This is a genomic window from Actinomadura roseirufa (genome assembly GCF_900659635.1).
Lineage (GTDB): Bacteria > Actinomycetota > Actinomycetes > Streptosporangiales > Streptosporangiaceae > Spirillospora > Spirillospora roseirufa.
This window is the reverse complement of sequence record NZ_CAACVB010000048.1, coordinates 15,166-39,974: the sequence shown is the minus strand read 5'-3', so window position 1 is coordinate 39,974 and position 24,809 is coordinate 15,166. Positions and strand designations below refer to the sequence as shown.

At 71.5% G+C, this 24,809-nt stretch carries 23 protein-coding genes and 1 tRNA gene; 12 read left to right on the top strand and 12 right to left on the bottom strand.

Going from position 1 to position 24,809, the window contains the following annotated elements:
* The 3 genes from E1291_RS13565 to E1291_RS13555 form a co-directional block, all read left to right on the top strand.
* Window positions 1-733, top strand: a 733-nt coding sequence (locus E1291_RS13565) for an ATP-binding cassette domain-containing protein (RefSeq protein ID WP_131738135.1), incomplete at its 5' end; no start/stop codon positions are given.
* Window positions 730-1,710: an ABC transporter permease gene (locus tag E1291_RS13560; RefSeq protein WP_131738134.1), complete on the top strand. Its 981-nt coding sequence runs from the start codon at window positions 730-732 to the stop codon at window positions 1,708-1,710. The genes E1291_RS13565 and E1291_RS13560, both read left to right, overlap by 4 nt.
* Window positions 1,707-2,696 carry an ABC transporter permease gene (locus E1291_RS13555; protein WP_131738133.1) on the top strand — a complete coding sequence of 330 codons (990 nt, stop codon included), beginning with the start codon at window positions 1,707-1,709 and terminating at the stop codon, window positions 2,694-2,696. Before E1291_RS13560 ends, E1291_RS13555 begins: the two co-directional genes overlap by 4 nt.
* Window positions 2,697-2,755: 59 nt before the next feature.
* Here E1291_RS13555 and E1291_RS13550 read toward each other — a convergent pair whose 3' ends face one another.
* Window positions 2,756-3,661, bottom strand: a complete 906-nt coding sequence (locus tag E1291_RS13550) for an LLM class flavin-dependent oxidoreductase (protein ID WP_131738132.1) — start codon at window positions 3,659-3,661, stop codon at window positions 2,756-2,758.
* Between the two features lie 203 nt (window positions 3,662-3,864).
* On the opposite strand from E1291_RS13550, the gene E1291_RS13545 reads away from it, so the two are divergent.
* Window positions 3,865-4,212 (top strand): YciI family protein, encoded by a 348-nt coding sequence (locus E1291_RS13545; protein WP_242614127.1) that lies wholly within the window; start codon window positions 3,865-3,867, stop codon window positions 4,210-4,212.
* Between the two features lie 4 nt (window positions 4,213-4,216).
* The gene (locus E1291_RS13540; protein WP_131738130.1) at window positions 4,217-4,567 is read left to right on the top strand and encodes a YciI family protein; all 351 of its coding nucleotides are present in this window, start codon (window positions 4,217-4,219) and stop codon (window positions 4,565-4,567) included.
* A 79-nt stretch (window positions 4,568-4,646) separates the two neighbouring features.
* Here E1291_RS13540 and E1291_RS13535 read toward each other — a convergent pair whose 3' ends face one another.
* Window positions 4,647-5,231: an isochorismatase family protein gene (locus E1291_RS13535; protein ID WP_131738129.1), complete on the bottom strand. Its 585-nt coding sequence runs from the start codon at window positions 5,229-5,231 to the stop codon at window positions 4,647-4,649.
* Between the two features lie 120 nt (window positions 5,232-5,351).
* Between E1291_RS13535 and E1291_RS13530 the strand changes: the two genes are divergently transcribed.
* Entirely contained in the window at window positions 5,352-5,816 is a 465-nt protein-coding gene (locus tag E1291_RS13530; RefSeq protein ID WP_165495098.1) for a MarR family winged helix-turn-helix transcriptional regulator, read from the top strand.
* Between the two features lie 19 nt (window positions 5,817-5,835).
* Here the strand turns inward: E1291_RS13530 and E1291_RS13525 are convergent, their stop codons facing one another.
* Genes E1291_RS13525 through E1291_RS13515 form a run of 3 tightly spaced genes read right to left on the bottom strand, consistent with a single transcriptional unit; the run spans window position 5,836 to window position 9,510 of the window.
* Window positions 5,836-7,245: an AMP-binding protein gene (locus tag E1291_RS13525; RefSeq protein WP_131738127.1), complete on the bottom strand. Its 1,410-nt coding sequence runs from the start codon at window positions 7,243-7,245 to the stop codon at window positions 5,836-5,838.
* Window positions 7,238-8,065 carry an enoyl-CoA hydratase gene (locus E1291_RS13520; protein WP_131738126.1) on the bottom strand — a complete coding sequence of 276 codons (828 nt, stop codon included), beginning with the start codon at window positions 8,063-8,065 and terminating at the stop codon, window positions 7,238-7,240. The genes E1291_RS13525 and E1291_RS13520 overlap by 8 nt, the downstream gene beginning before the upstream one ends.
* Window positions 8,062-9,510: a carboxylesterase/lipase family protein gene (locus E1291_RS13515; RefSeq protein WP_131738125.1), complete on the bottom strand. Its 1,449-nt coding sequence runs from the start codon at window positions 9,508-9,510 to the stop codon at window positions 8,062-8,064. The genes E1291_RS13520 and E1291_RS13515 overlap by 4 nt, the downstream gene beginning before the upstream one ends.
* Before the next feature lie 99 nt (window positions 9,511-9,609).
* Between E1291_RS13515 and E1291_RS13510 the strand changes: the two genes are divergently transcribed.
* Both E1291_RS13510 and E1291_RS13505 read left to right on the top strand, forming a co-directional pair.
* Window positions 9,610-10,221 (top strand): QsdR family transcriptional regulator, encoded by a 612-nt coding sequence (locus tag E1291_RS13510; protein ID WP_131738124.1) that lies wholly within the window; start codon window positions 9,610-9,612, stop codon window positions 10,219-10,221.
* 341 nt (window positions 10,222-10,562) lie between these two features.
* A complete protein-coding gene (locus E1291_RS13505; RefSeq protein WP_131738123.1) occupies window positions 10,563-11,798 on the top strand; it encodes a helix-turn-helix domain-containing protein in 1,236 nt (411 codons plus the stop codon).
* 204 nt (window positions 11,799-12,002) lie between these two features.
* Here E1291_RS13505 and E1291_RS13500 read toward each other — a convergent pair whose 3' ends face one another.
* Together E1291_RS13500 and E1291_RS13495 are read right to left on the bottom strand one after the other, a co-directional pair.
* Window positions 12,003-13,319 carry an MFS transporter gene (locus E1291_RS13500; RefSeq protein ID WP_242614125.1) on the bottom strand — a complete coding sequence of 439 codons (1,317 nt, stop codon included), beginning with the start codon at window positions 13,317-13,319 and terminating at the stop codon, window positions 12,003-12,005.
* Between the two features lie 598 nt (window positions 13,320-13,917).
* The gene (locus E1291_RS13495) at window positions 13,918-14,703 is read right to left on the bottom strand and encodes an MBL fold metallo-hydrolase (protein WP_131738122.1); all 786 of its coding nucleotides are present in this window, start codon (window positions 14,701-14,703) and stop codon (window positions 13,918-13,920) included.
* Window positions 14,704-14,787: 84 nt separating this feature from the next.
* On the opposite strand from E1291_RS13495, the gene E1291_RS13490 reads away from it, so the two are divergent.
* Entirely contained in the window at window positions 14,788-15,387 is a 600-nt protein-coding gene (locus tag E1291_RS13490; RefSeq protein ID WP_131738121.1) for a CGNR zinc finger domain-containing protein, read from the top strand.
* 115 nt (window positions 15,388-15,502) lie between these two features.
* A complete protein-coding gene (locus E1291_RS13485; protein ID WP_131738120.1) occupies window positions 15,503-16,819 on the top strand; it encodes a helix-turn-helix domain-containing protein in 1,317 nt (438 codons plus the stop codon).
* A 316-nt stretch (window positions 16,820-17,135) separates the two neighbouring features.
* Here E1291_RS13485 and E1291_RS13480 read toward each other — a convergent pair whose 3' ends face one another.
* On the bottom strand, window positions 17,136-17,801 hold the full coding sequence (locus E1291_RS13480) for a S1 family peptidase (RefSeq protein WP_131738119.1): 666 nt from the start codon (window positions 17,799-17,801) through the stop codon (window positions 17,136-17,138).
* Between the two features lie 254 nt (window positions 17,802-18,055).
* Between E1291_RS13480 and E1291_RS13475 the strand changes: the two genes are divergently transcribed.
* Window positions 18,056-19,183, top strand: coding sequence for an epoxide hydrolase family protein (locus E1291_RS13475; RefSeq protein ID WP_207400718.1), 1,128 nt, complete (start codon window positions 18,056-18,058; stop codon window positions 19,181-19,183).
* Window positions 19,184-19,274: 91 nt separating this feature from the next.
* Here the strand turns inward: E1291_RS13475 and E1291_RS13470 are convergent, their stop codons facing one another.
* Together E1291_RS13470 and E1291_RS13465 are read right to left on the bottom strand one after the other, a co-directional pair.
* Window positions 19,275-19,724: a BP74-related protein gene (locus E1291_RS13470; protein ID WP_131738118.1), complete on the bottom strand. Its 450-nt coding sequence runs from the start codon at window positions 19,722-19,724 to the stop codon at window positions 19,275-19,277.
* Window positions 19,725-19,860: 136 nt separating this feature from the next.
* On the bottom strand, window positions 19,861-21,699 hold the full coding sequence (locus E1291_RS13465; RefSeq protein ID WP_131738117.1) for a B12-binding domain-containing radical SAM protein: 1,839 nt from the start codon (window positions 21,697-21,699) through the stop codon (window positions 19,861-19,863).
* 384 nt (window positions 21,700-22,083) lie between these two features.
* Between E1291_RS13465 and E1291_RS13460 the strand changes: the two genes are divergently transcribed.
* Window positions 22,084-22,172, top strand: a tRNA-OTHER gene (locus tag E1291_RS13460).
* Between the two features lie 14 nt (window positions 22,173-22,186).
* Here E1291_RS13460 and E1291_RS13455 read toward each other — a convergent pair.
* A complete protein-coding gene (locus tag E1291_RS13455; RefSeq protein ID WP_242614126.1) occupies window positions 22,187-23,533 on the bottom strand; it encodes a glutamate-cysteine ligase family protein in 1,347 nt (448 codons plus the stop codon).
* Between the two features lie 132 nt (window positions 23,534-23,665).
* Window positions 23,666-24,802 (bottom strand): TetR/AcrR family transcriptional regulator, encoded by a 1,137-nt coding sequence (locus E1291_RS13450; protein WP_165495096.1) that lies wholly within the window; start codon window positions 24,800-24,802, stop codon window positions 23,666-23,668.
* Window positions 24,803-24,809: the final 7 nt, after the last annotated feature.

Sequence of the window (24,809 nt, the reverse complement as noted above, 5' to 3'; positions counted from 1 at the left end):
CGCCGCGATCATCAGCCCGGTCGGCGAGGTCAAGGGCGCCGACCGCGGGTGGACGATCGTCGGGCTGGCCGGGCTGGAGGGCCACGGGCAGCGCGCGGTCGTCATGGCCCTCGCCGGGAGCCGTCCCTGGCGCGGCGACGTCACGCTGCGCGGGCGGCGCCACACCGCGCGCGGACCCGCCGCGGCGCTGCGGGCGGGCGTGGCGCTCGTGCCGTCCGACCGGCAGGTGGACGGGCTGATCATGTCGTGGCCGGTGACCCGGAACGTGTCGCTGTCGTCGCTGCGCGGGTTCCGGCGGCGCGGGCTGCTGGACGCGGCGGCGGAGCGGCGGGCCGCCGGGGAGATCGGAGCCGAGCTGGGGCTGCCGCACGACCGGTTCGGCGAACCGGTCGCCGGGCTGTCCGGCGGCAACCAGCAGCGGGCCCTGCTGGCTCGCGTGCTGATGACGAAGCCGAGCCTGTTGCTGCTGTATGACGGCACCCGGGGAGTGGACGTCGCGACCCGCGCCGAGATCCTCGACGTCCTCAGCACGATCACCGCCAACGGGACGTCGATCCTTTTCTACTCCAGCGACATCGCCGAGTACGCCGAGTTCGCCGACCGGGTGCTGGTCATGTCGGGCGGCTCCATCGTCGGGGAGGTCACCGGCCCCGAGATCACCGAGGAGAGCGTCCTCGCCCTCGCCGTGACGGCGGGCGGCGACCGGGGTCCGGCCGCCGGGAGCGCGTCGTGACCGCGCTCGCCGCCGCGCGGGCGGCCCTCCCGCGCCGCCGGACGCGCCGCGCGGCGCCCCGCGACCTCGGGACGCTCGGGCTGCTCGTCCTGCTCGCCGTGGTCGACGTCGCCCTCCAGCCGTCGCTGCTGTCGGCCGGCTACGCGGGCCAGGAGGTGCAGGTCGCCCTCACCGTGGTGCTCGTGGGGTACGCGCAGACCCTCGTCGTGCTGTCCAAGGGCCTGGACCTGTCGGTCAGCGGGACCCTGGTGATCGGCAACACGCTCACCGCGACGTGGCTGGGCACCGGCGGCGACTGGGGCGCGCGGCTCGTCCTCATCGCGCTCGCCGGGCTGCTGCTCGGTGCCGTCAACGGGGTGCTCGTGGCCTGCTGCCGTATCGAGCCGCTCGTGGCGACGCTCGGGACATGGGCGATCTACAAGGGGCTGGCGCTGGCGATCCTCGCCGAGCCAGGCGGCGAGGTCCCCCCGGCCCTCGCCACCGCGGTGTCGTCCACGGTGGCGGGCGTGCCCGCGTCCTTCGTGATCCTCGGCCTGCTCGCGCTCTCCTGGCTCGCCCTCAAACGGTCGCGGTTCGGGCTCTGGCTGTACGCCACCGGCAGCGACGAGGACCGCGCGGCGCTCAGCGGCGTGCCGGTGAAGCGCGTCCGCGTCGCGGCCTACGCCCTGAGCGGCCTGCTGGCCACCCTGGCGGGGGTGTACCTCGCCGCGACGACGCAGGGCGGCGACCCGACCCTCGGCGACGGCTACCTCCTGCCGTCGATCACGGCGCTCGTCGTCGGCGGGACGGCGCTGGCGGGCGGCCGGGGCGGCGTGATGCTGACGGTCGCCGGGGCCTTCTGCCTCACCTTCCTCTCCGACATCGTGGCCGCCCTCAACCTCCCGCCGCACGTCACCCAGCTCACCTCGGCGCTGCTGCTCCTGGTTGCGGTGGGCGCTCGTTCGGTGACCGGCTCGCGTGAGAGGGGAACATCATGAAGGCCGGACGGCTCCTGGCACGACGCCCCACGGCGGGCACGGGCCGTATGACCGGCACGGACCGGGCCCTGGTGGGCTCCTGGACGTTCGCCGCCGTGCTCCTCGTGGTGGGGGCGCTGCGCGCGCACGGGTTCATCTCCCTGGACAACCTGCACACGCTCCTGCTCATCGCCACGTTCGTCGGCCTGGCGGGGCTGGGACAGACGCTGGTCGTCCTGGGCGGCGGCATCGACCTGTCGCTGCCCTGGATGATCACCCTCGGCGGGATCGGGATGTCGCAGTTCGCCGGTCCCGGCGGGGCGCCGCCCGTCCTCGTCGCGGCCGGTCTCGTCCTCGCCGGGGCCCTGGCCGGCTGCGTCAACGGCGCCGGGGTGACCCGGCTCGGCATCCCCCCGATCGTGATGACCCTGGGCGTCGGCGGGCTCGTCCAAGGGCTGCTGGTCGGACTGGCCGGACGGGGCGGCGCGGCGGCGGGCACCGCGCCCCGCCCGATGGTCGAGCTGGCGTCGGCGCGGCTCGGCTTCGTGCCGGTGGTCACGCTCTGCTGGCTGGCCGCCGCCGTGGCCATGGGCGTCTTCCTGAAACGGACGCCGTCCGGGCGGCGGCTCTACGCGACCGGGGCCAATCCCCAGGTCGCGCACCTTGCCGGGATCCGGACGGGCAGGGTCGTCATCGCCACCTACGCCGCGTCCGCGATGATCGCCGTCCTCACCGGGATGCTCATGAGCGGCTATCTCGAACAGTCCTACCTGGCCATGGGGGCGCCGTACCTGTTCACGCCCATCGCCGCCGTGGCGATCGGGGGCGCCTCCGTCCTCGGCGGCCGGGGGACCTCCTGGGGGACGACGGCGGGCGCGATCGTCATCACGCTGCTGGGCGCGCTCCTGCCCCTGTGGGGCCTCGGCGGCGCCGCCCTCCAGATCGTCTATGGGGCCGTCATCCTCGCGGGGGTCCTCATGGCCAAGGCCGTGACCCGGGCGGGCTGAGCACCCGGACCGGAGCGGACCGCCACCGCGGCGGCCCGCTCCGGTCCCCGAGGCGGATATCAGGGGGTCGGGAGACTGAGCCTGTCCGCCAGCGCCTCCAGCAGATCCACCTGGCCCTGCGGGTCGAGACCCAGCAGGGACGTCACGAGGTGCACCTCGTCGCCGCCGAGGTCCCCCGCCCTGTCGAGCGCGGACAGCGCGCCCTCGGTGAACCGTGCCGGTGAGACCTCGCCGCCGGGCATGACCGCGAACGCGTTGACGACGACGGTCCCCGAGCCTCCGGCCTCCCGGTACCAGCGGATCTGGTCGCGGGTGTCGTCCCAGTTCACGGCGGTGGTGACGAAGCCGTCCCCGATGCGGGCGGCCCGCTCGATGGTGGAACGGGCGATCGCGCCGAAGCGCAGCGGGATGCCGTCCCCCCACGGCTTGGGCCCCACCTTGGACGGCGGAATCTCATAGTGCTCGCCGTGGAACTCGACGGGGTCGGGGCCCCAGCACGCGCGCATCGCGGCCACATGCTCCACGAAGCCCGCGCCGCGGCGGCCGGTGGGAATTCCGGCCGCGGTGAACTCCTCGGGGATGTAGTACGGGGGCAGCCGGGTGCCGCCGCCCTGCCCGATCCCGACGTCCAGCCTGCCCTGGGACAGCTGGTCGAGCGTGGCCAGCCGGCGCGCCGCGACGGCGGGCGGCTGGAAGATCGTGTTGAGGACGCCGGTGGCCAGGCGGATCCGCCGGGTGTGCGCGGCCGCCCAGGTCAGCACCTCCACACAGTCCCAGACGTGCCACTCCGGTACCCCGGCGTCGTTGGTCCACTGGGGGCCGACGGGGATCAGCAGCCGGTCGCTGACCGAGAGGGAGTGGAAGCCGAGCCGCTCGCTCGCCTGGGCCACGGTGACGATCGCGTCGGGCCCGGCGTACGGCCCGAAGTTCTGCAGGGTGATGCCGATGCGGGGCAGGTCGCCCATTCTGTCCTCCATGGGTGGTCGGACTGTCCGGGACGCCCGGCTGAGAGCGCCCTCCGGTAGAAGGTCGGAGCGGAGGCGACGTTCTTGCGATGTTCTTCTGATTCGGTGTCGAGCGGATGTCGAGACCGCGCCGCCGGTTCCGATCACTGGGTGAAGCGCGCCGCCCGGCGCGATCCGGTACCGGAGGAGACACCGTGAAGTTCATGCTGATCATGCACAGCGACCCCGCCGTCTGGGACGCCCTCACCGAGGAGAAGCGCAACGAGGTCATGAGCGGCCACGGCGCCTTCATGGAGACGATCAAGGAGTCCGGCGAGATGCTCGGCACGGTGGCGCTGGCCGACCGGTCCGAGAGCGTCGTCGTCAGCGTCCGGGAAGGCGTCGCGGCGGTCACCGACGGCCCCTACCTGAAGACCGAGGAGTTCCTCGGCGGCTACTACCTGGTCGACTGCAAGGACAAGGACCGGGCCGTGGAACTGGCCGCGCTCATCCCCGACGCGGGGGTGGAGGGCCTGGGCATCGAGGTGCGCCGGGTGCTCTTCCAGGGCTAGGACGATGAAGTTCGTGCTGAACCTCTACCGGGACCGGGCGGCCCCGCGCGGCGCGGACGGCGACCACCGGAGGTTCCTCGCGGCGGCCCATGAGGCCGGGGAGCTGATCGGCGGACACGTGCTCGCCGACCCGTCGCACAGCGTCGTCGTCCGGGTCCGCGACGGCGTCACGGCGGTGGTACGGGGGCCGCGCCGGCCGGCCCCCGGGCATCTCGCGGAGCAGTACCTGCTGGACTGCGAGTCGCTGGAGCGCGCCGTCGAGCTGGCCGCGCTCATCGCCGGCGACGAGCCCGGCGAGGAGTCCGGCGGCGTCGAGGTGCGCCCCCTGATGAACCCGGCCGGGCTGGAGATGTGAGGGCGTCCCACCCGGCCGGGGGACCTGCGGCGCCCGTCCGCGCCGCAGGTCCCTGCCGCTGAGCCTCTGGACGGGCGGCTCAGGCCGGGATGAGCTCGCCGACGATCGGGATGAGCGCCTGGCCCTCGGGGCTGGTCCACGTTCGCGCGAGCCCGGTGAGCAGCATGTTCGTCGAGGTGAGGACGGCGCCCGCCGCCTCCATCTGACGCAATGCGATGTCGTCGGCGAGCTTGCCGGTGGAGCCGCCCGCGTCGGCGACCACGTGCACGGTGTAGCCCTCCTTGAGCGCGGTGAGCGTGGGCCACACGGTGCACACGTCGTTGGTGACGCCCGCGACGATCAGCGTGCGCCGCCCGGTCGCGGCGACCGCGGCGGCGAAGTCCAGGTCGTCCATGGCGTTGACGACGCCGGTGCGCCGGATCCGCCCGGTGAACTCCTCCGGGGCGATCTCCTCGAACTCCTTGGCCAGCGGCCCCTGGATCCGGTCCTCCATGGACGAGGTGAGGACGAGGGGCATGCCCAGCGCCTTGGCCGCCTTGGCGAGGGCGAGGGCGTTGGCCTTCATCACCGCGCGGTCGGCCGACCCGACCCAGCTCATGGTTCCGGTCTGGTGGTCGATCAGCAGCACGGCGGCCTCGGCGGGCGAGAGCATCCGCAGCGACATGGCGATCTCCTCAATGATGGGTTATATGTCAGGCAACATATCAGGTAACTGATAAGTTGCGTAAGACATGCTACGGTGACGCCGGCGGGCGTAAGGGCGACGGGCAAAGGGATGACGGGCATGGTCAGGGACTACGGACAGCGGCTGCCCTACATGATGCGGATGGTCAGCAACGCCCTGTCCCAGCAGCTGGAGCGCACGCTCCGCCGCTTCTCGCTCAACCACGCGCAGTTCGCCGCGCTGGCCCAGCTGGGCCTGGAGCATCCGGGCGGACTGTCCGGGGCCGAGCTCGGCCACCGGGCCGGGGTCACCGCGCAGTCGATGTCCGCCGCGATCGCGTCGCTGGTGGAACGGGAACTGGTCGTCCGCACCCCGCACCCCACCCACGGCCGGATCCTGGAGGTGCGGATCACCGAAGAGGGGCTCGCGCTGGTGGAACGTGCCCAGGAGGCGGCCAAGGACGTCGAGGACCGCGCCGTGGCCGGGCTCACCCAGGCGCAGCAGGACGAACTCCGTGCCCTGCTGCGCCAGATGACGCGCACCCTGGACCTGTACGTTCCGGAACTGCGCTCCGGCCCCGCCTGAGCGTCGCGCGGGGTGATCGTCAGCGGGAGAGCTCCCGCTCCAGCAGGTCCGCGCGGCGCAGCTTCCCGGCGTCGTCGCGGAGCGGGTCGCCGGTGAAGCGGAACGTGCGGGGGATCTTGTAGCGGACGAGCCGGTCCGCGAGGAAGACGCGCAGGTCGTCCTCGGTGACAGGGCCCGCGGGCTGGACGAGGGCGTGCACCCGGCGGCCGAGGTCCTCGTCCGGCAGCCCGATGACGGCGCAGCCGAGGACGGCCGGGTGCTCGCTCAGGGCCGCCTCGACCTCGGCGGGGTAGACGTTGGCGCCGCCGGTGACGATGAGGTCGGTGCGGCGGTCGCTGAGGTAGAGGTAGCCGTCGGCGTCCAGCCGCCCGAGGTCGCCCATCGACTCCCAGGCCCCGGCGCGCCGGGGCTCGGCGCCGATGTACCGGTAGGACGGCGGTGCGCCCGGGTCGGGCCGCACGTAGACCTCGCCGGTCTCGCCCGCGGGCAGCTCGGCCAGGTCCGGCCCGAGGATCGTCACCTCGCCCCAGAGCGGGCGGCCGACCGAGCCGCGGTGCGCCAGCCATTCGCGGCCGTCGATGTGGGTCATCATCTGCGCCTCGGTGGTGGCGTACATCTCGTGGACGTTCTCCGGGCCCAGCAGGTCGAACCACGCCTCCTTCAGCCACTCCGCGCAGGGGGCGGCGCCGTGCCAGACCTGTTCGAGGGAGCCGAGGTCCCACGGGTCGCCCTTCTCCAGCTCGCGCAGGATCCGCAGCATCATCGTCGGGACGAGGGCCATCCAGTCGACGCGGTGCCGCTGGACGGCCTCCAGCGCGGCCACCGGGTGGAACCTCTCCAGGACGATGAGGTGCTGACCCATGAACAGGCCGTACATCGAGAAGTTGAACGGGGCGGCGTGGTACAGCGGGCCGGTCACGAGCTGGACGCCGCCGTCCCGCTGGCCGAGCACGGTCCCGGTCGCAAGCGGGTCCAGCTCGCCGCGCTGGCCGGAGACGATCAGCTTGGGCCGTCCGGTGCTGCCGCCCGAGGTGGGCGCCTTCCAGGACGGCCCGACGCGCGGCTCGACATAGGCGTCGCTGAGGGAGAGGTCGGGCTCCTCGGCGGTGACCACCAGGACGGGTTCGGCGAGTTCGAGGATCGCCGCCCGCTCCGCGTCGGGCAGCTTCGGGGAGATCAGCTGCGGGACGGCCCCGAGCTTCCACAGCGCGAACACCACCGCGTAGAACCCGATGCCGTTGGGCATTCCGACCGTGACGAAGTCGCCGAGGCCGACGCCCCGGGCCCGGTAGGTCCGGGCCAGCCGGTTGGCCCGGGCCTCCAGGCCGGCCCGGGTCACGGTCTCGTCCCCGCAGGTCACGATGGGCCGGTCCGGGGCGGCGAGCGCGAGGTCGGTGAGGATCCGGCCGAGCGGGACGAGGTCACCCACGGGAGAACCGCCGCAGGAAGCCGGGCTCGACGATCACACCGTGGACCTGCGCGTTGTGGCTGTGCGCGAGCTGGTGCAGCGCGAACGCGTTCCGCATCGCGTCCGGCCGTCCCTGCGCGTCCTGCGCCGCGTTGACCGACTGCTTGGCGAGCTTCAGCGCGAAAGGGGGCTGCTCGGCGATGCGGGCCGCCAGCTCCAGGGTGGCCTCGGTGAGCCGGTCCCGGGGCACGACCCGGTTCACCATGCCGATGCGCTCGGCCTCGCGGGCGGTGAGCGCCCCGGAGGTGAACAGCAGCTCCTTCGCCTTGCGGACGCCGAACTCGTACGGGTGGTTGAAGAACTCGACGGCGTTCACCCCCATCGCGACGACGTTGTCGATGAACTCGGCGTCCTCGGCGGCGACGATGAGGTCGCACGGCCAGACGAGCATCAGCCCACCGGAGATGACCTTGCCCTGCACCTCGGCGATGGTCGGCTTGGGGATGTTGCGCCAGCGCTCGGAGAACCCGAGGAACACCTCCTCCTCGCGGGCCATGAGACCTTCCGCGCCCTCCCGGGTGAAACCGGTGGCGGTACCGACCGTCCGGTGGTCGTGCAGCGCGGCGAGGGCGTTCTCCTCGCGCAGGTCGTGGCCGGACGAGAAGTGCGGGCCCTCGGCCGCGAGCACGATCACCGCGACGTCCTCGTCGTGGGCGGCGCGGTCGAAGGCGTCGTTGAGGGCGTACAGCAGCTCGGTGTCCTGGGCGTTGCGGCGCTCGGCACGGTCCAGGACGATCCGGGCGATCTTCGGTAGCGGCGTCTCGTACCGGACGGTGCTCATCGGCGGCCCTCCCACAGGACGCGCTCGGACCCGGCGGGGTCGGCGGCGGGGGTGATGACGTCGCCGATCAGGCCGACCGTCCGGGTGTCTGAATCGTAGGGGCCCCAGCCGGGGTCGCCGGTCGTCGCGAACCCGACCCACACGGAGTGGAAGACGTCGGCGACGTCCTGCGGCGGATCCTCGCCGAGCCGCGGTCCGACGCCGGGCGCGCCGAGCGTATCGAACGCGAACGGGACGTCCACGCCGTGGCCAGAGCCGAGCGACGGCGACGCCCACTCGAACCGGTAGAGCCACGTGTTGCGGCCCCTGGCCTCGGCGGACCGGACGGCCGGGATGCGGAAGTACCAGTCGGAGACGATCGCCGACAGGAGGTCGCCGGGCCGCGCGTCCGGGCGGCTCGCCCGGTACACCGCGATCGCCGGGTCGGCGTCGAGCCCGTACGCGGCCGCCGACGCGCGCAGCGTCGCCTCGTCGATCACGCCGATCGCCCCGGACGCGACGAGGATCAGCCGGGCCTCCTCGGCGGTGGTCCCGGTGAGCAGCGGGACGTCCGGGTCGGAGGCCCCCAGCGGCGGGACGCGCAGGACCTCGCCGTCCACGGTCGGCGCGAACGGCTGGGCGGACAGCGCCAGCTCACCCCATTTGGCTGGGTCGGGTGCCATCTGCACCTCCTCGACGACCGCCCGGACGGCCGCCGCCACCGCCGCGGGCGGCAGCTCGGCGAACGCGTCGCGGGTGGGCGGGACGCCCAGGCGCGCGGCCAGGTCCGCCGCGACCAGCCGGCCCGCCTCCGGCGTCAGGACGTGCTGGGCGCCGCCGCTCTGCGCGATGGCCCGCTGGAAGAGCCCCTTGGCCTGCGGCATCGCCAGGAGCGTCTGCACACACCAGGCCCCGGCCGACTCACCGGCGACGGTCACCTGCTCCGGGTCGCCGCCGAACGCGGCGATGTTCTCCCGGACCCAGCGGAGCGCGGCGATCTGGTCGAGCAGCCCCCGGTTGGCGGGCGCTCCCTCCAGGTAGGCGAACCCCTCGCCGCCGAGACGGTAGTTGACGCCGACGAAGACGACCCCGTCCCGCGCGAACGCCGTGCCGTCGTACTCGGGGACGGAGTTGGAGCCGTTGGTGAACGCCCCGCCGTGGATCCACACCAGCACCGGCAGGCCGTCCCCGCCCGGCGTCCAGATGTTGAGGTTGAGGCAGTCGTCCCCCTCGATGGTGACCTCGGGGAACAGCGGGACGTACATCGGGATGTAGTCGTCCTTGGGCGCCGTCGGCCCGAACTCGGTCGCGTCGCGGACGCCGTCCCACGGCCCGGCGGGCTCGGGGGCCGCGAACCGGAGCGGCCCGAACGGCGCCCTGGCGTAGGGAACGCCCAGGTAGGCGGTGATCCCGCCGTCCTCCCGCCCGCGCAGGCCGCCCTGCGCGATATGCAACACATCTCCCATTTCGTTGCTCCTATGTAACACTGAACGAAGGTGTTACATACACTGGGACGCGCCCCGGTCAGCTGTCAAGATGCAACGCTCCTTGGATATGTTGCACATGTGGAACAGACCCCTCTACAACGTCAGCTGGCCGGCCGGACGCGCAAGCCCACCGCCCTGGACGCCTTCAAGCGCGCCCGCGCCGACTTCCTGGCCGGACGGCGGATCGACCTGCGCTCCCTCGCCGCCGAACTGGGCGTCAGCCGCGTGACCCTCTACCGCTGGGTCGGGACGCGCGAGCAACTGCTGGTCGAGGTGATCTGGTCACTGACCGAGCAGACCTTCCAGGACGAGTGGCAACGCCTGTCGGCCGAGCCTGGGCCGCGCGTGCCGAAACTCATGGTCCGCCTGCTGAAGGCGATCTGGGACCAGCCGGGCGCCCGCAGATTCCTGGAACAGGAGAACGACCTGGCGATGCGCCTGCTGACCCTGTCCGCCCACGGCTTCCAGCCAAGACTCCTGGACCTGGTCCGAGAAAAGGTCGCCGACGACATCCGCGAAGGCCGCGTCGAGAGCCCGATCCCCCTGGACGACCTCGCCTACACCGTCCTAAGGGTCACCGAGTCCTTCCACTACCTGCCCACCATCACCGGCGAACCCGCCGACCCCGACCGAGCCGGCCGAGTCCTGGGGGCGTTGCTAATGAAGCCCGGCCCAGGAGGGCTCGCCTAGCGGCTCGCCCCCCTGACCGTCCTTGTGCGAGCGCGAATCGCTTCGCGATCTTCCCGGCGGGGCTCGCCTCCGGCGTCGCCCCGCCGCTCAGGTAGCGCGCTCGCGCGACGGCTGAGGACCGTTGTCGCCGTCCCGGCCAACCTGGTTCGTAACCGGATCTTTCTCCGGCCCGGTCTCCGAATCCCTGTTGTCGCGGCACCGGCTGGGACCGTCTTCGAGTCCTATTACGCGCTTACACCTCCACCCTGAACGCGTTCCGTCTAGCGTGGAAGTCGCTGCACGCTGAATCCCGGCCCAACGGCATTACAAAACAGGCAACCCGGAGCGAAACGGGTGAGAAAATGACCTTCGGTGAAAAACTGGGTCAACTCCTCGAAGAACGCGGCATCAGCCAGCGGAAACTGGCCAAGCTCGTCCCCTGCCACGACGGACACCTATCCAGGCTCCGGCGCGGGCTCTACATGCCGTCCGCGGAGATGGCGGCGCGCCTGGACGAAGTACTTGACGCGAACGGATCACTCGCCGCCCTCAGACCGAAACCCCAACCCGGCAAACCGGGCGGTACCGTGGATCGGAGTCCAACTCCCTACGAGGGGGACGACGAAATGGAGCGTCGCGCACTGCTACGCCTCGCCACTTTGGGGATGGGCGCGGGGACACTCGGGGCCGAGCCGCTGGGGCGTATGGTCGATGTCGCTCTGACGGCTGCTCCCCGGGACCTTGATGACTGGCATCTGGCCTGTGACGATCATCTGTACGCGGTCCGTACCCGTCCGCCCGTGGAGGTTCGCCGCGAACTGGTGATCGACCTCCTGGCGCTCGACCGAGAACTCAAGTCCGCCGATGCCCAAGGGCGTATCGAACTGCAGCGGGTTCAAGCCGCACTCGCGACGCTGCACGCCAACGTGTTGACCCGACTCGGGGAGCACGGGCTCGCCATCCGCTGGTGGCGCACCGCCAAGGCCGCCGCCGACACGACCAATGATCTCGATTTGCGGATCGGTGTGCGCGTCACAGAGGCAGGCCACGGGCTCTTTGGTCAGCGAGAGCCGGCAACTGTCCTTCGGCTCGCCACACAGGCACAACGCATCGCGGGCCGCAGTCCTCGTAAGGCCCTGCTCACGTACACCACAGCCAAGGCACTTACACAATTGGGCAGGCATTCCGAGGCACGGTGCGCGCTCGACGCATTTCGTGGCAGCGCGGAGACCGCTCCGGCAACTCACGGGATCATGGCGGGGTACTGGAACGACTTCCAGTCGGACTGGGTCGAACTTCAGGTATACGCCGCGATGGGGGACGAGCCCAAGGCGAACCAGGCCGCTGAACACAACCTGGCCAGAATCGTAGACGGTCAGTACGTGCCGATGGTCCACCTTCACCGGGCCCTGTGCACCGTGGTCAACGGCGGGACCGATCGCGGCGCCGGGGAGGCGGTCGAGATCCTTGACGCTCTCCCGCCCGCGCAACGAAGCCACATGATCATGCAGACCGGAAAGACGGTGCTGCGCGCCGTCCCGATCGATCAACGGGATCGTCCGGCCGTCCGGGAGTTGCGTGTGCTGACCTCCGCATAGAGCCGCCCGCCCTGATCGCACGGAGCCCGTCGCGTTGTTGGCGGGCTTCTCCGCGCTGGGCATTGTCGTCACCATCGGGGCATCTCGAACCCGGTACTGGGGCCCGTGCGGCGGTGGCCGTTCGCGCTACATGCACGGCACCCGGCTCGGCGAGCGCGAATCGTCCTCGTGTGAGCGTTGAGGACCCTTTCTTGGAGGCCGTGGTCAGCGGGCCCCAACCGAGCGGCTCGTTGCTGTGCCGGAGTTCGACGCTTCGCGGCTTCGGGCCGCGATGATGACCGCCGGGATGATGGCCAGGGCGAGGAGGCCGCCGCTGACGGCCAGGACGGGGTAGCCCGCGGCTGTGACGACCAAGCCTGAGGCCATACCGCCGGTGGCGCCCGCGATGGCGATGACGACGTCGATCCAGCCCTGGGCCCTGGCACGGGTGGCCGGCGGGATGGCGTCGGTGATGATGGCCGTGCCGCTGACCAGGCCGAGACTCCAGCCCACGCCCAGCAACGTGAGGGCTCCCGTGTACGCGACGGCGGAATCGCTGGGGGCGCTTGCGGCGCCGATGCCGGCGGCCAGCAGGACCAGCGCGGCGGCGGTGGCGACCCTGAGTCGGCCGTACAGGTCGACGAGCCGTCCGGAGAGGGGCGCGGGCAGGTACATCGCCCCGATGTGGATCGCGATGACGAGGCCGGACGCGGCGTCACCGTGGCCGTGGTCGTGCATGTTGACCGGCGTCATCGTCATGATCGCGACCATGACCAACTGGGTCACGGCCATGACGAAGGTGCCCACCAGGACATCGGAACGTCGCCATTCGACCGTTGGTCCCTCACCGCGCTCGGCATCATCCGGACCCGCCAACGCCGTGGCGGCACGCTCCGCCTCCAGGGTGCGAGCCAGTAGCAGCGGGTCGGGACGCAGCCAGATGAGCAGAACCAATGCGGCTGTCGCATACGCGGCGCCCGAGAGCATGAACAGCCCGGCCAGGTGGGGGATGCCGAGGACGTGGGCCAGGTCGCCGGTGGGTGCGGCGAGACTTGGCCCGGCCACGCCGCCCAGGGTGGTGGCGACCAGCACCCTGGACACGGCGCGGGCGCGGTACTCGGGAGCCGCCAGGTCGGCGCCGGCGTAGCGGGCCAGCAGGTTCGTGGACGTCCCGGCGCCGTAGACGAACATCGCGGCGAACAGCAGCACGGGGCTGCCGGCGACGGCGGCGGCGATGACGCCCGCACTGCCGATGGCACCGGCCAGGTACCCGGAGGCGAGACCGGGACGACGGCCGCGCGCCTGGGAGATGCGCCCGACCGCGAAGGCCGCCAGCGCGGAACCGGTGATGGACAGGGCACTGAGCAGACCGGCGAGGCTGGTGGAGCCGAGCATGTCCTGTGCGAGCAGGGCACCGACGGTCACCCCCGCCGCCAGCCCGGCGCCGCTGAGAACCTGAGCGCTGACCAGCACCCTCAGGACACGGCGCTGTGCCCGTGACTGCGGGAAATCTTCGATCCGAGCGGGCACGTCGGTCGTCACAGGGGAGTTCCTTCGATGGGGGTGACCTGGTGACGGCCCCGCTGGAGGGCCCGGCAGGTCGAGAGAAAGCGCGGCCGTGGCCCGCCGTGCCGGGAGGAGCGCGGGCGCTGCGGTTCCTCCCGGTCGGTGGCGCCCCCGGACCGGGCGGGGTGACGGGGTACTTCGGTGAGAACCGTGCCGTGGGCCGTCCGGGGCCGCCGGGGCATCGGCGGACGTTCGGGCCCCGGCCGGACGTGCGGTCAGTTCCGGGCGTTCAGGTCCAGGCGTTCAGCTGACCGGCGGCGGTGAAGGCGGCGCCCAGTCTCCCGGCATCCTGGTCGGCGGCGGCCTCGGCCGGTCGGGGACGGTGGTGCACTGAGCGTTGGCGAGGACTGTGCCGTAGGCCGTCCGGCCGCCGGGGCGTCGGTCGGCCCCGGCTGGCCGTGCGGTCAGTCCTGGGCGTTCAGGGCCAGGCGTTCAGCTGCCCGGCGGCGGTGAAAGTGCGACCAGTGTCCCGGCAGCCTGGTCGGCGGCGGCCTCGGGCCGGTCGGGGGTGATGGTGCGCCGGGCGTTGGCGAGGACTGTGCCGCGGGCCGTCCGGCCGCCGCCGGACGTGCGGTCAGTCTCGGGCGTTCAGGTCCAGGCGGTCCAGCAGCCCGGCGTCGGTGAAGGCGGCGACAAGGTCGTCGTGGCCCTCGGTGAAGTGCGCCCAGCTGTCGTAGTGGACCGGAACCACCCGGCGGGCACCGAGGACCCGGGCGGCTTCGGCGGCCTGCACGCTGTCGAGGACGATCGGCGCGCCGTCGAAGAGGATGGGGAAGCGGGGGGCACCGGCGAACAGGACGGCGGTGTCGACCGGGCCGAACCGTTCGGCGATCTCCTTGACCGCGTCGAGCGAGGCGTTGTCGCCGCTGACGTAGACCGTGGGCAGGCCCTCCCCGGTCAGGACGAATCCGACGACCTGGCCGGTGAGCGCTTCGACCTCCTCGCGCGCACCGGGTCCGTGGAGGGCGGGCACGCCCGTCACGGTGACCGTGCCGCCGCCGGGACGGTCCAGCTCGATCGACTCCCAGTCGGCCAGCCCTCTGGCCCCCGTCCCCAGGCGCTGCCCGCCCCCCGGCGTGGTCAGCGTCAGCGGGACGTCGGCGAGCAGCGCCCGGCCGGACTCGTCGAGGTTGTCGGGGTGCTCGTCGTGGGAGAGGAGGACCACGTCGATACGGCCGAGGTCGGCCGGTGTGGCGGAGGCCGGAGCGGTCTTGGTCAACGTGCCGCGCGGCACCTGGTAGTCGCGGGGCTCGTCGAAGGTCGGGTCGGTCAGGAATCGCAGGCCACCGTAGTCGAAGAAGGCGGTCGGGCCGCCGAAGACGCGGATGGGCAGCTGCTCGGCGGTCCTGGTGTCGGTCATCGAAACCTCACGGATAGATTCGGATCATCCGTGAATCACGGTAGCGGTGTCTCACGGATGAGTGCAAGCCGTACCATGACAGGTATGAGCGAGACCGCCTCCGCCGAATCCGTGCCACCGCCCGCTCCGGGGGCGGAGGAGTACCTCGCCCTCGACTTCGTCAACAGCGCCATCGCGCTGCCCGGAGGGCACTTCATCGATTTCCTCGGGACCCCCGAGGACGCGAATCGGTGGCTCACCGGACACGGCCTCGCACCGGCCGACGCCGGGGTGCAGGAGATGTGCGCGGCGCAGCTGCGCTCCCTGCGCGAACATCTCACGGTGTTGTTCGCGGCCCGCGTCGCCGGGCTGCCCGCCCTGCCCGCCGCGCTGTCGGCCGTCAACGACGCGCTGAGCAGGGCTCCCTCGGCCGCCCTGCTGTACTGGGACGAGAAGGACGGCCCCTACCGCATGGCGCCGTGCCCCACCAACGAGATCCTCGACCGTGCTCTCGCGACGCTCTCGGCCAATGCCGCCGACCTCCTCACCGGTCCCGACGCCGACCGCCTGACGGGCTGCGATTCCGCCCCCTGTAGGCGCTACCTGCTGCGCCACGGGCGCCGCCAGTGGTGCTCCACCCGCTGCGGCGACCGAGCCCGCGCCGCCCGCGCCTACGCCCGGCGCACCCAGCCGAAAGCAGACTGACGCCCCCCGCGCCGGTTTCCGGAACCCGAGAAGCCCCACCGGCCGCGGCCGTCTTCGAGTCCGATGAAAGGCTTATGCCTCCAGCCCGAATGCGTTCCGTCTAGCGTGGAAGCCGTTGCACGCCGAATCCCGGCCCAACGGCACCACAAAACAGGCACCCCGGAGCGAAACGGGTGAGACAATGACCTTCGGTGAAAAACTGGGTCAACTCCTGGAGGAACGCGGCCTCAGCCAGCGGAAACTGGGCAAGCTCGTCCCCTGCGACGACGGATACGTATCGAGGGTCCGCCGCGGGATCTACATGCCGTCAGAGGAGATGGCGGCACGCCTGGACGAGGCCCTGGGGGCGGACGGATCACTCCTCGCTCTCAGACCGAAACCCCAAAACGGCAAACCGGGCGGTACCGTGGTTCGGAGTCCAACTCCCTATGAGGGGGACGACGAGATGGAGCGTCGCTCGCTGCTACGCCTCGCCACTGTGGGGATGAGTGCGGGGACGCTCGGCGCCGAGCCGCTGGGGCGTCTGGTCGATCTTGCTCTGGCGGCCGCCCCCAGGGACCTCGATGACTGGCATCTGACCTGTGACGATCATCTGTACGCGGTCCGTACCCGCCCGCCCGGAGAGGTTCGCCGCGAACTGGTGATCGACCTCCTGGCGCTCGACCGAGAACTCAAGACCGCCGATGCCCGGGAGCGCATCGAACTACAGCGAGTTCAAGCCGCACTCGCGACCCTGCACGCCAACGTGTTGACCCGACTCGGAGAACATGGGTCCGCCATCCGCTGGTGGCGCACCGCCAAGGCCGCCGCCGACACAACCGGTGATCTTGAATTGCGGCTCGGTGTGCGCGCCACCGAAACAGGGCATGCGCGGTATGGGCAGCGGAGCCCTGCCGCAGTACTTCACCTTGTCCAGATTTCCCAGGCCATCGCTGGTGCCGGTCCTTCACTTGGGAGAGCGCTACTAAAATGCTCGGAGGGAAAGGCTTTAAGTGCTCTCGGGCGACATGGAGAGGCCAAGCATGCGCTCCACACCTGCGAGGATCTTCTTTCCGCTGCCAGCGTCCAATGTGACATCATGCGGGACTATTGGACAGGCGGCCAGCTCCAATTCGCCCGCCTCATAATCTCCGCCGCCGCAGGGGACGAAAGCCGCGTCCAGGTCGCAGTGGACGACTCCCTGGCCGTTCTGGACCGCACCGCCGATCACCCGTACACGACTCAGGTTCAGCTTCAGTCGGCCCTGTGCACCGTGGTCAACGGCGGGACCGATCGCGGCGCCGGGGAGGCGGTCGAGATCCTTGACGCTCTCCCGCTCGCTCAGCGAAGCCACATGATCATGGAGACCGGGAAGACGGTGTGGCGCGCCGTCCCGGTCGAGCAGCGGGATCGCCCGGCCGCGCGGGAACTGCGTGCGCTGACCTCCGCGTAGAGCCGCCCGTCCCTGACCGCACGGAGGTCACGTCGAGTTATCTCCGTGCTTGCGTGGCGGCCGAGGAGCACATGACGCGGGCCCGTGCTCGGTGTCCCGGCGGTCCGGGGCCCTGGTCGAGGATCACGGGCAGGGGCGGCCGAGTCGATGAGGTCGTCTCAGAGGGGTGGCGGCGCGGGGTGCCCGGGGTGCTCTGGTGTTGCCCTCCGGGCCGGGGCGACGGCCGACGCGCGGTACGGGCTGTGGGTCGGGGTGAGGTGCGGGGCGGTCCCGAGGCTGAGGCCCCGAGCAGGGGCCTCAGCGGGTTGGGCGGGGGTCAGTACACCTCGATGCTGAAGGTGGCCAGGACCGGGCTGACCGGCTGGAAGTAGGAGGGCCCGCTGCCGCTGCACGGGAGGCCGATCTCCAGCCCGATCGCGGTGACGCCGGCGAAGTAGGGTGCCCCCGCGAGTTCGCGGGGCTCGATGCAGATGTTCGTCCTCACCAGCCCGCTGATCGTCCCCTGCGGGAGGCGCACGGTCTGGTTGAGGGCCGTCACGGTGCCGCAGCGCAGGCCGGTGAGGGGGCCGCTGCGGCAGACGCGCTGGCCGACGACCGGTCGGTCCGCCGTCGTGATGTCCTGCGACCCGGGGTAGGTGTACACGCTGCCGGGCCTCTCCACAGTGGGGGCGACGTAGCGGACGAGCGCGCTGGCGCCGTTCGTGACCGCGACGACGCTGCCGAGCTGGGTGGTCAGGGCCGGATCGGCGAACAGCCTCATCCCCACTTTCGCGCAGTCGCCCGCGGTGAGGAAATAGTGGGAGCCGTTCTTCCGGACGTTGAAGCCGATCGCGCAGCGGACCCCGTCGCTCGCGTAGACGGGCCGTCCGCCCTCGCCCCCGGGTGGTGCCGGCGCCCGGCCCGGAGACGCGGAGGCGGTTCCGGTGAGGGCGGCCAGAACGACCGCGCAGCACGCGGCGGCGGCGGAAAAGCGGAGTCTCACAGGACCTCCTGTGGGTCGGCCCCCCGGAATGTCGACTTTCTCGAATGGTGCGAAGAGCCGGCGGACCGGGCAAGTGGAGGAAAGTGCCAAGGTCGGCCCTGGCCGGCTATCAACCTCTCCACGAGCCCGAGCAGGACGGCCCGCCGGCAGGTGGCGCGGCGGAATGTCGGACGGGACGAGGACACTGTGGGACGAGGCGTCCGGCCTGGGGGTACCTCGCGGTGCCGGCGCGTATTCGAGTAGGAGGAGGGTGAATGGCCCGCACCGCATCCCTGCTGACCGTGCCGGACGCCGAGGTGGAGGAGTTGCGAACGCGTCTGTCGCGCACCCGGTGGCCGACCCCGCTGCCCGTCGGGGCATGGGAGGCCGGCACCGACACCGGCGAGTTGCGGCGTCTCGTCCACCATTGGGCCACCGACTATGACTGGCGCGTCCACGAGGCCGCGATCAACGCTCTTCCGTCCCATCTCGCCGACATCGACGGGACTCCCGTCCACTACCTGCGTTACGAGGGCGAGCGGCCCGGCGCGCTGCCGATCGTGCTGACGAACGGGTGGCCGAGTTCCTTCCTGGAGCTGACCGGCCTCGCCGAGCGGCTGGCCGCGCCCTCCCGGTTCGGGGGCGACGCGGCCGACGCGTTCACGGTGGTCGTCCCGTCGCTGCCCGGGTTCACGCTCTCGCCGCAGCGGCCCTCGCTCGCAACGCCGACGCACGAACTCTGGCATCGGCTCATGCGCGACGAACTGGGCTTTCGCCGGTACGCGGCTCACGGGAGCGACCTCGGGGCCGGGATCACCGCCCGCCTCGCCGAGGCCCATCCCGAGGCGCTGGCCGGCATTCACGTGCTGTCCGTCGCGTCGCCGGTCTCCTATGACGCCGCCAGTGTCACCGCCGAAGAGCGGGAGTACCTCGACGCCGTCGCGGCGTGGACGGCGGAGGAGGGCGGATACCAGCACGAGCAGAGCACCCGGCCGCTGACCTTGAGCTACGGGCTGGCCGACTCGCCGGTGGGGCTGCTCGCGTGGCTCGTGGAGAAGTACCGCGCGTGGAGCGACTGCGGGGGAGACCTGTCGTCCCGGTTCGGCGACGACTTCGTCCTGACACAGGCGTCGCTCTACTGGTTCACCGAGTGCATCTCGACCTCGTTCCGTCCCTACTTCGAGTACGGCGGCGGGCTGACGAGGCGGGTCGAGCGGGTGGACGTGCCCACGGCCGTCGCCCTGTTCCCCGCCGACCTCGGGCGGCCGCCCCGGAGCTGGGCCGAGCGCACCTACAACGTCACCAGGTACACGCGCATGCCGCGGGGCGGGCATTTCGCGGCCCATGAGGAACCCGCACTGCTCGCGGCGGATCTCGTGGAGTTCTTCCGCGCCCACCGTTGACGGACCGGCTCGGGTGTTCGGCCCGGGGGCAGCCTCCGGAGGTGCCGGGCGATGGACCCTCCGGAGGCTGCGGCTCAGGCCGTCCGGTGGATCACGGTGCGTGGACCTCCCTCACCAGGCGGGACGTCCACGGGCACCAGACGAGACCGGGGAGGAACGCGCCGCCCGCCTCGTCGAGGTGCTCCTCGACGTAGGGGATCGTGGCGTCGCAGACCTCGAAGGCCTGGTCGAAGAAGTCGACGGTCTCCGGGTTGTAGTGGTAGCTCCACCTCGGGTTGTACGGGGCCCGCCGCTTGAGGATCCTGCCGACCAGGTGCGGCCGGTCGGTGGTCTCGCCGTTGACGAGGTCCCGGGCGTGCTGGATCTCGGCCGGGTCAGTGATCTTGACGACGGCCTCTTCCCGGGTGATGTCGGTGAACACGAAGTAGGCCGCCTGGTCGGTGGTGGAGCCGGTGGCGGCCGCGTCGGCGGCCGGGGTCATCGGGGCGAGCAGGGCCCCGGCCGCCGCGAGGGCACCGAGAACACGGGGAATCCGTCGCATGCGCGTCTCCGTTGTCGAGGATTCGGCTACGCGACAGATCGTATCGAGATCATTACTCAGAGTATTCGTTTTCGAGATGTGTCCATGGCGTCATAGTGGGCTGGCGCCGCTGGGAGGGGACTCGGGCGTCGCGGTCTCAGGACGCGCCCGCGGCCGGTGCGGCCGGGGCGAGCTCGTCCTCGGCGCGGAGCCGCGCGGACACATCGCGCGCGTCCTCGTAGGTGCCGAGCGGGACGCGCAGCGCGAGCTCCTCGTGCAGCGCGGTGCCGACCTTCGCTAGCCCGCGCTTGAGGTGCCCGTCGGAGATGGACGGCTCGGGCGGACGGTGCGCGCCCAGCACCTCGGCCGCGTCGCGGAGCTGCGGCAGCGTGTACCGGCCGCGGTTGATCCACCAGGGGATCGTGGAGGTGACCTGGTAGGCCCAGTGGCGGCGGCACGCCTCCTCCAGGAGGTCGCGGATGGCCTCCACGCGTTTGCGGCTGAGCCCGTCGGTGGTGTAGCGGAACTGGTCGCGGTTGAGGTTGAGGAGCTGGTCGTCGGTGCCGGTGACGTGCAGCCCCGAGAGCCGTCCGAGACCCGCGAGGCCCTCGTCGGGGGCCTGCCGGGTCAGCCGGTAGCGTCCCGACTTGATGGTCAGGATGTGCTCGCCGTACTCCTCAAGGAACGACAGCCACCGCAGTGAGCGGTTGATCTGCTCGCCGGGCACGCCGACGATGATGAAGACGTGGACCTGGATTCCCGCCTCGCTGAGGTTGCGGAGGATGCGGCCGTAGTTGGCGGGGTGGTTCCAGGGCTTGGCCTCCTGGCGGAGCACGTCCGGGTCCAGGGACTCCAGGCCGAGCTGGACGGCGCGGCAGCCCGCCTCGGCGAGCCGGTGGCAGGTGTCGGGGTTCAGGAGCTGGTCGCCCGCGGTCAGGTAGCACTGCCAGGTCGCGCGGTGCCCGATGCGCGCCAGCTCGCGGCCGATCTTGAGCTGGCGGGGGACGGTGAGGTACTCGTCGACGAAGTCGACGCGGTCGGTGCCGAGCGCGGCGATGTGCTCGGCGACGCGGCGCTCGGACATCACCCGCGGCTTGTGCAGGAACGTGTCGCTTCCCGCGGCGATGCTGCAGAAGCGGCAGCGCATGGGGCAGTTGGACATGCTGTACAGGGGCGGGACGAAGTCGGGGCTCCACTGGCGGATACCACGGTCGAAGACGGGAGTGGGCAGCGTCTCGTAGTCGACGGGGGCGGTGGTGCGGGGGTTGACGCGGACGGTGTCGCCGTCGCGCCAGACCACCCCTGGGACGCTGCCCGGGTCGGCGCCCTCGGCCAGCGCGACCATGGGCTCGAACCCCTCGGCGTAGACGATCGCGTCCCAGTGGTCGAAGAGCGGGACGAACTCGGGGTCGTGATAGGCGGTCATGGTGCGGGCCCAGTAGTTGCCGCCGATGAGCAGCCGGATGCCGGGCATGGCCTCGCGGACCAGCGACGCCAGCACGCAGCCCGCGACGAGCTGCCGTTCGTCGGACACGCTGATGCCGACCACGTCGGGGGCGGCGGCGCGGATCCGCTCCAGCTCGACCTCGGCGAAGTAGTCGTGGAACACGTGCTCGTCGCGGAGCCGGAGCACGGTGCGCAGCTCGCTGATGCGGCCCTTGCAGGTGCGGGAGTCGTAGCGCACGTTGTTGCGCTCGACCGCGAAGACCTCGGCGGACGTGGGGACGGCCGCCGAGACGTCCTCGAACAGGGTGCGCGCGTCGTGCCGCTGCAGGACGGAGGCGCTCGGATCGCGGACGATCCGCAGCGCCTGATCGACCTGGGAGCCGCCCTGCCGGCGCAGCACGTGCTCCACGCCGTCGATATGGCCGTAATGCTGGACGACGCGGTGCCCGCGCCGTTCCAGGATGCTCGCGAGAAAGGCGATGCCCATCGGCAGATGCCAGATGCTGGACGCCGGCGGATAGGACAGAAAGATCGTCTTCGGGTCGCCCATCGGACCTGCTCCGTCCAGAGGAATAGGGTCCTCTGGACCATACCCGGGCGATTTTCGACCTCCAAGAAGTCCGTACGTTTCTTCGATTCAGGGAGGTCCGTTGCGGTCGCCGAATAAGATAGGGACGACCGAATGCCGGTGGTGTCGCCCGGGTCGCGGCGCGCGCCGCGGGTGCGTCCGGGCGGGACTTTCGGGCGGCGCCGCGTTGCCCGTGCTGCGATTCCCGTGCCGTCCGGCGGCGGGCGGTGACCGGCCCGAATGGGACGGTCCATGTGAGACCGTTCCCATGGCATTGTGGGTGCACGCTAAGACCGGCGATCCGCCGTTGTCTCTTCATTCGTTCCGGCGCCGCTGTTAGGCTGCGATGCAAGCGTTGAACAGCGGGCCGGAGTGGCGGAAGTGGTAGACGCGCCCGGACTTTCGAGTTCGGGTGTCCCGCGAGGGACGTGAAGGTTCGGATCCTTCCTCCGGCACTTTTCCCGGGCGGTCAGACGCGATATGCGTCGACATATCGTCCGGGGTCTTCGCGCAGATCCGTGCGCCATCGGTGCAGGCACTGCTCGGCGAAGGTCTCGCCGGTGTGGAGGATCTCCTCCAGCGGGTCCAGGTAGCCGAGCACCCGGGGCGGGTCGAGGCCGCCGTCCACCCGGGCCCGCAGCCCCTCCCGCGCGAGCCGGACCAGTTCCCCGGCCAGGTCCCGCACCCGCTCGGCGCCGAGCGTGGTCCGCAGCCCCAGCGACGGCAGGTCGGCCGTGACGGCGCGGTACTGCGCGAGGCTGTACCCGCTCAGCAGATCCCACGCCGCGCCACGCGACGGCGGGTGGTAGGTCAGGCCCACCCACAGCGCGGGCAGGGCGGGGATGTGGGGGTAGGCCGGGCCGTCGGCGGCGCGGAGCTCCAGGGTCCCGCGCACGCGGATGTGCGTCCAGATCTGGGAGAGGTGGTGCGTCCAGTCGTCCGCCGTGGGCGAGGTGCCGTCGTCGAAGCCCTCGCTCATCAGCGAGGCGAACGGCCGGTCGGGCGCCCGCCGGCACCGGCCGTCGCGGTCCACGTGGTAGACCATCGGCAGCCGCAGCGCCCAGTCGACGACGTCGTGCACGCCCACGTCGGGGCGGAGCGCGGGCTCCAGGACGCCGCAGCGGCGCGGGTCCGTCCGCTCCCAGGCCAGGGACCGGTGGGACAGCAGGCCGTCCGCGCGGCCGTCCTGCAGCGGCGAGTTGACGAAGAGCGCGGCGACCACCGGCGACACGACCGCCTGCATCCGCAGTTTCTCGGTGAAGTCCTCCTCCGAGAGGTAGTCGAGGTGGGCCTGCGTGCAGGTCGACAGCGAAAGGATCTGCGGTGCGAGGCCGCCGGTGCGGCCGAGGCCGGCGAAGTGCGCGCGCATCACCCCGCCCCGGCCCAGCGGCACCCAGGAAATGGTGTCCACCCGGTCGAACGGAAGAAAGGCCCCGGGCAACAGCGCCAGGCCGAAACGCCGGAGCAGCTCCGCGAGCCCTTCCAGGGCGGTGCGAACCGAGTCCACCGCCGATCCGAGATCGGCGGTGGGAACGGAGGAATACTCCAGTTGGGCGCCGTGCTCCAGGGAAAGCCGGGAACCGTCGTTCAGGTCGACCCCGACGAGGTTTCCGGCGTCGTGCAAAGGGCGTCCGCCCCATTCGTCGAGGACGGTTCGCAGCACGGCGAGGAGGCCGTTGTCCCCGCGATAATGGGCGGCCCGGCCGGTGTTCGGGTCGACGACACCGCACTCGACCTCAAGGCCGACCAATTCGGAGTCGCCCGCGGCGGTAACGAACGGCGATGCCAGCTGGTCCCGTTGTAGTTCGACCATCATGTTCACCGGTACCGCCCCCTGAGCTGACTGTTCCCTCGGCCAGGGGCGCATTAACCACCCGGCTTGGGAATGATCAGGCCGCCGGGCGGAAATGGGCGCCGGCCCCACCGGTGCCGGTCGCGCGCGGCCGCCTCAGGCGCCGAGGACGGCCCGTCCCAAAGCGGTGACCTCGGCGCGGATCGCGGGGCGCGCGCGCAGGTGCCGGGTGCGCAGGACGTCCACGCAGATGGCCAGAGCGGCGTGCACCCTGATGCGCGCCTCCGCCGGCGCGGTGGGCGCCAGGAGGCGGGCCCACTCGTCGATGTACTGGTGCTGGATGCGCCACGCGTTACGCTGCCGGTCCTCGGGCAGGTTCGCGAACTCGGTGGTGAGGACGAGGATGATGTCCGGGGTCTCGACCGCCATGTCGGTATAGGAGAGGAGCAACTGGTCCAGGGCGTGGCTCGTGGACATCGCTCTGGCGAGGGCCTGGTTCATGCTGAGCTCCAGGACCTGGGTGCCGCGGTTGAGAATGGCGACCAGCAGATCCTTCTTCGATGCGAAGTGATGGTAGACGCTCGGGCCCGCCATCCCGGCGGCGGCGCCGATTTCCTCCATGGTCACGGCCTGGAAGCCGTGTGCGGCGAACAGGCGGGTCGCCCTGGTCAGCAGCATCTCCCGCTTCGAGGAGCGGGTCAGGCCGAGGGCCGGGCCGCAGGCCCGCGGGTCGCGCTCGGGCAACCGCGTCCGGACGACCGCGGCCGCCATCTCGCGCAGGACGCGCCTGAAACGCGCGGCGGGGAGCGTGACCCGATGATGGGACGGGCTCGCCAGGACGCTCAGCGCCGCCCAGGCCAGCAGCTCCGCGTCCTCCTCGCTCAGCTCGGGACGCTCCGCGCGCACCAGCGCCGCGACGCGGGCGCCCGCCCCGCGCATCCGCGAGCGCACCTCGCGGCGTTGCTCGGGGGCGAGGGCACGCGCCTCGCGCTGCCAAAGGACGGGCAGGTCGCGATGGTCGAGCGAGAACGCGGCGCACGCGTCGAGCAGGTCGTCGACATTGGCCGCGTTCCTGCAGATCTCGGTCGCGGCGTCCAATCCGTCCATGATGACGCGGAACAGCAGTTCCTGCTTGTTCCGGAAGTGCTTGTACAGCGCGCCGGCCGTGATGCCGACGTCCGTCGCGATGTCGCCCATCGCCACGGTGTGATAGCCGGAGGCCGTGAATCGTCCGGCGGCGGCGGCGACGATCTGTGCCTTGCGGTCCGGCGGCCGCCGCGCTCGGGTGGTCATTCTGGAC